A 4,907-nucleotide genomic window follows, 5' to 3' on the forward strand; every position below is an offset into this window, starting at 1 on the left:
CTGCCGAACGAGGGCAGCGCGGGCACCGCGGGGCTCGCCGGCCTGCTCGACGACCTCGCCGCGGAACTGGGCGCCCCGCTCGCCGAGCTGCCGCGCGCGGAGAAGCAACGCGCCGTCCGGTTGCTGGAGGAACGGGGCGCCTTCCACTACCGCAAGTCGGCCGAGACCGTCGCCGAGGCGCTCGGCGTCACCCGGTTCACCGTCTACAACTACCTGAACCGTTCCCGGGGCTGAGCCCGCGCCCTCCGGCGGGGTCGGGTTCGTAGGATCGGGATGATCGGGTTCTTCCGGCGGAGGGAGACGTGATGGGTGCCGCGCAGGCGGTGGCGACGGCGGCGGTGTTCGTCTGGCTGGGCATGGTGCTGGCGATCTCGTTCCTCGAGGCGCCGCTCAAGTTCCGCGCCCCGGAGGTGACGCTGCGGATCGGCCTCGGTATCGGGCGGCTGGTCTTCCGTGCCCTCAACGTCGCCGAGACCGTGCTGGCGGTGGTGCTGGTGGTCGCGGCGGTGGTCGCCCTGCCCCCGGTCGGGATGCTGACCGCGGGAGCCGTGGTCGTCGGGACGCTGGCCGTGCAGCTCGTCGCGGTGCGGCCCGCGCTGTCCCGACGGTCGGACCGCGTGCTCGCGGGCGAGGACGTCCCGAGGTCGCGGAACCACTACGTCTACATCGCCCTGGAGGCGGTGAAGGTCGTCGCCCTGATCGTCACGGGGGTGCTCCTGCTGACCGGGTGACCGTTATCCGCCGGGGTGTTCCGGCTCCGGGTACGGAGAGTTGCCCGACCGTCCCCGTCGGGGTGATCTTGACGGTTTCCGTCCCACACGGCCGGGGCGGCGCGTACACATGATCGTGTGCGGGAAGCGAGGCAGCCGGGGTGGTCACCCGGGGCACGCGGCTTTCGTGCCGTCGTTCCGACCGAGGCGTGGGCGAGTCTCGTGGGCGCGGGGGTGCGGACCCGTCACCGGGCGCGGCAACCCCTGCTGCGGCAGGGCGACCCGGGTGGGTGGACCCTGTTGTGCCTGTCCGGCCGGCTGGCGGTCCGCTACGCCGAACCGGACGGCCGCGAGATCATGCTCGCGGTGCGCGGCCCGGGGGACGTGGTGGGGGAGTTCTCCGAACGCGACGGCAAGCCCCGGTCGGCGACGGTGGTTGCGATCGAACCGGGGATCACGGTGCGGCTGCCCGATCGGCGGTTCGGGGACCTGCTCCGTCGGTTCGCCCTCGAGACGCAGCTGAACGGCTACATCCTGGACAAACTCCGGGAAAGTGCCGCACACGCCTGGCGGCTGGCACACCACCCGACGGCGACCCGGCTGGCCGACCTCCTCGACACCCTGGTGGCGGCGGCCGGCCCCGACCACCCGGCCCCGCGCCTGATCTGCCTGTCCCAGCAGGAGCTCGCGGCGGCCCTCGGCCTCGCGCGCTCCGCGGTCACACCCGTGCTCGCGGAGTGGAAGGCACGCGGCCTGATCCGGGTGGCGCGGGGACGGCTGGAGATCCTCGACCTCGCCGGACTCGCCGACCCGGATGTGTCCGGTTCCGGACAGAACCGGCGGTGACTCCCCGGCACGCTCGGCGTCGACAGCGATCATCCGATCTTGTGGAGGTTTCGACGTGGACCAGTCATCCCCGGCCCCCGACCGGCACCCCGGTGAGCACCTCGGCATCCTCGCCGTGGACGTCCGTCACTTCAGTCGGCACACCACCGCACAACAGGAGACGATCCAGCGCGAACTCCCCGCCGTGCTCCGGGCGGCGGCGGACCGGGTGGGGCTCGCCGAGGCCTGGCGGGGACACCGGTTCCACGCCTTCCGCGGCGACGGCTATCTCGTCGGCGTCCGCCCGGAGCTGGTGGCCGCCGTGGTGGACGGGTTCTTCGACGCGCTGCAGGTCGAGCTGCGTCGGCGGGTCAAGGGTTTCCGGGCATCCGGGATCGAGCTGCGCCTGCGCACGAGCCTGCACTACGGGCCGGTGGGCGCTTTCGACGCGCTGCTGGCCGACTCCCCGGCGGGCCGGGTCATGGTCGACGCCGGGCGAATGCTCGACGCGGAACCGGTCCGCCGGCTGCTGGACCACTCCGACCCGGAGGTGACCCTGGTGGCCTCGGTGCTGTCCGGCACCGTCATGGAGGAGATCGTGCGGGCGGAGCGGACCGAGCGGCGGCCGAGCGAATTCGTGGAGGCGCCGCTGGAGCTGGCGGCGAAGGAATACTCCGGAACGGGCTACCTGCGGGTGCCCGCCCCCTCCGGGGACCTGCTCCGGGCAGTGCTGCTGCCCGGAGGAGACGACACGGACACGCCGGAGGAGGCGGGGGCCGCGGACGCCGGGTCCGGACCGGCTCCCGTGTCCAACACCGTCACCGGTGACGCGCACGGGGTCGCCCAGAGCGGGGTGGTGCACGGCGGGGTCCGGCAGCACACGGTGGGCGACGCCAGTGGCAGCGGCATCGTCGTGTCCGGCGACGGGCACGTCACCGCGGGACGCGACGTCACCCAGTCGTCCACCGAGATCACCGGAGACGTCTCCACCCGGGGTGACGCGAACTTCGGACCGGCCAGTGGCCGCCGCACCGGCGGGACCGCGGATCGGGCCGGGTGGTGACCCCGATGGCCGCACACGACGTCGACGCGTTCGGCATTCTCGGGTCGGACGGGGACAGCCCGGGCACCTCCGTACCGGGGGAACAGCCGATGCCGTCGAGCTCGGGGAATCCGGTCTCCGACATCTCGGTCAGCGGCAACGGGCACAGGACCGCGGGACGCGACCTCACCGAGGTCACGACCACCATCTACGCCGAGACCGTGCAGGTCGGCCCGTCGGCCCGGGCCGAGGCCCGGCCACGGCACGATCGCGGTCTGCAGGATCCCGCGGCCCTCGCCCAACGCGCGGACAGCTACGTCGCGCCGCCCGGGTTGCTCGGGGACGACGACCGGGACGGGCCGGCGGCGCTCGACGTCCTTCGGCGTGAGCGGGTCCTCGTGCTCGTGGCACAGGCGGACGAAGGCGGTCAGTTCAGCGCGGGTCTGCGCCTGGGCCACCAGTTGCAGCGGGAGTACCCGCAGCTCGAGGTGCGGGAGGAACTGCTCGATCCCGCCCTCGGGCTGGCCGCCGACGAGCTGCTGGCTCGGGACGCCCCCGCGGTGGTGCTGATCGACGGGCGCGCGGCGGCCGAGGATCTGCCGGAGGCACGCAGGCAGCTCGTCGCGTTCAGCCGGGAACTCGCCGGTCACCGGAGCTATCTGATCCTCGTCGTTCCGTGGGAGAGCAGGGGAGAGTTCTCCGAGCATTTCCCCGGCCGGGTGCACGAGCTCGGGAAACCCTCGTCGGAAGCGGTTCTCGCCCGGCACCTCACCGGTGTCGACGTCCCCCGCCTCGTCACCGAGACCGGCACCGCGGAGGAACTGGAGAACCTGTGGCCACCACGGGTGAAACAGCTTGCGGACGCCGTCGAATATCGGATGTCACGGGATGAGGAACCGGCGCACGCGCTCCGGAACGCGCTGCGGGACCTGTCCGGGGAGTCGGAGGACGCCCTGCGGGAGCGGATCCGCGCCCGGCAGGACGAGGACGACGCCGAGGGATTGGCACTGCTGCTGGCGACCGCATCGCTCGAAGGGGCGGCCGTGGAGCACGTGGTGGCCGCCGCCGACCTGTTGCTCGAACACAACGGTCTGCACCGGGAGCCACCGCCGCCGTTGCTGCAGCCGAGTCCGTACGCGCGGTGGTTCCGGCATGCCGCCGAGGACGCCTACTCCGACCCGGAGACCGCCACGTTCCGGTCGGAGACGTTCGGGCCGCTGGTGCTCCGGCACGTGTGGCGCGAGCACCCGGTGCTGCGCGACGTGCTGACGTCGTGGCTCGGCGGGATACCGCGCCGACGCCGAGACCTGACGGCGGCGGACCTGGAGCGTCTCGCGGACAGGTCCCTCGAACTCGCCGCCGCGGGTGGGGCCGCTGTCGCGGTCGATCTGGCCCGGGAATGGGGGAGAACGACCGAGGCCGCGCCGAACCGTGACGGCTACCGGCGTTCGATCGCCGTGCGGTTGTTGACCGGCGCCGCCCTGGACCCGTCGCTCGGCCAGGACATCCGGGCGAGGCTGTTGAGATGGTCGCACGACGCGGGTGCGGATCTGCAGCTGCTGACGGCCGAGGTGTGTGCGGGGGTCGGTCTCTCGTTCCCCCGGATCGCGTTCACCCGGTTGAAACACCTGGCCGGCTCCTCGGACGACACGGTCCGGAGCACGGTTCGCGAGGTGCTGGTGAAACTGGGGCGCGAGCTCGGAATCACCACGTTCCTGCGTTCGGTGCGGGAGTGGTTCGACAACGCTCCTCCGGAGCGTCTCACTCTGCTGGCGGAGAGTGTCGCGACGCTGCTGGAGGAGCCGCCCGAACACGTCGAGCCCGAAGCGGCGGTGTCCTTCTGGGGTCGTGCGCTCGACACCATGCCGCCTCCGTGCCTGCGCACGGCGGTGCAGGGCTGGTTGGGAGCCGCACGGGCCCACCACGATCGGGAGGAGAGCGAGGACATGATCGAGTATCTCGTCCGGGCGACGGACGCCGACTCGGTCCGGATCGCGCGCGTCCACTACACGAGCCGGGCCAGAGCGGTGCCCCCGGACGCGGAAGCGACGGGGCAGGACCGGCCGGGCGTGTTGGAACAGCTGTGGACCCGGCTGGACGAGGTCGATCCGATCTGGGGGAGTGATCATTCGTGCTGAGGGCGTGGTTCCGCCGGCTGTGGGCCGGTCAGGGAGAGGGACACCGGGCGCAGGAGCATGTCGTCACCGCCTGCGAGCCGCTCCCGCAGGCGGTGCGGGCCGAGCTGACGCTGCCCAGTGCGGACGACTACCTGCGCTTCACCGTCACGGTCCGTGCGGAGGCCCGGTGGCGGGGCGCCGGCCAGGCGCCGC

The 4,907-nt window shown here is 72.6% G+C and carries 5 protein-coding genes and 1 pseudogene; all 6 read left to right on the forward strand.

Annotation, left to right across the window (positions count from 1 at the left end; all coding sequences use genetic code 11):
• The coding region (locus ACTIR_RS0110100; protein WP_026454183.1) for a helix-turn-helix domain-containing protein at window positions 1–234 on the forward strand (234 nt) is incomplete at its 5' end.
• Between the two features lie 71 nt (window positions 235–305).
• Window positions 306–731 (forward strand): hypothetical protein, encoded by a 426-nt coding sequence (locus ACTIR_RS0110105; RefSeq protein WP_026454184.1) that lies wholly within the window; start codon window positions 306–308, stop codon window positions 729–731.
• 117 nt (window positions 732–848) lie between these two features.
• Entirely contained in the window at window positions 849–1,556 is a 708-nt protein-coding gene (locus ACTIR_RS0110110; protein WP_233345871.1) for a Crp/Fnr family transcriptional regulator, read from the forward strand.
• A gap of 55 nt (window positions 1,557–1,611) precedes the next feature.
• Complete coding sequence (locus tag ACTIR_RS0110115) at window positions 1,612–2,598, forward strand: hypothetical protein (protein ID WP_026454186.1); 987 nt, start codon at window positions 1,612–1,614, stop codon at window positions 2,596–2,598.
• Between the two features lie 5 nt (window positions 2,599–2,603).
• Complete coding sequence (locus ACTIR_RS0110120) at window positions 2,604–4,715, forward strand: hypothetical protein (RefSeq protein ID WP_026454187.1); 2,112 nt, start codon at window positions 2,604–2,606, stop codon at window positions 4,713–4,715.
• Window positions 4,709–4,907: pseudogene (locus ACTIR_RS26525) on the forward strand (hypothetical protein); the annotation flags it as partial. The gene ACTIR_RS0110120 and the pseudogene ACTIR_RS26525, both read left to right, overlap by 7 nt.

Origin of the sequence: Saccharomonospora iraqiensis subsp. iraqiensis (assembly GCF_000430445.1) — a bacterium.
Classification (GTDB): Bacteria; Actinomycetota; Actinomycetes; order Mycobacteriales; family Pseudonocardiaceae; genus Saccharomonospora; species Saccharomonospora iraqiensis.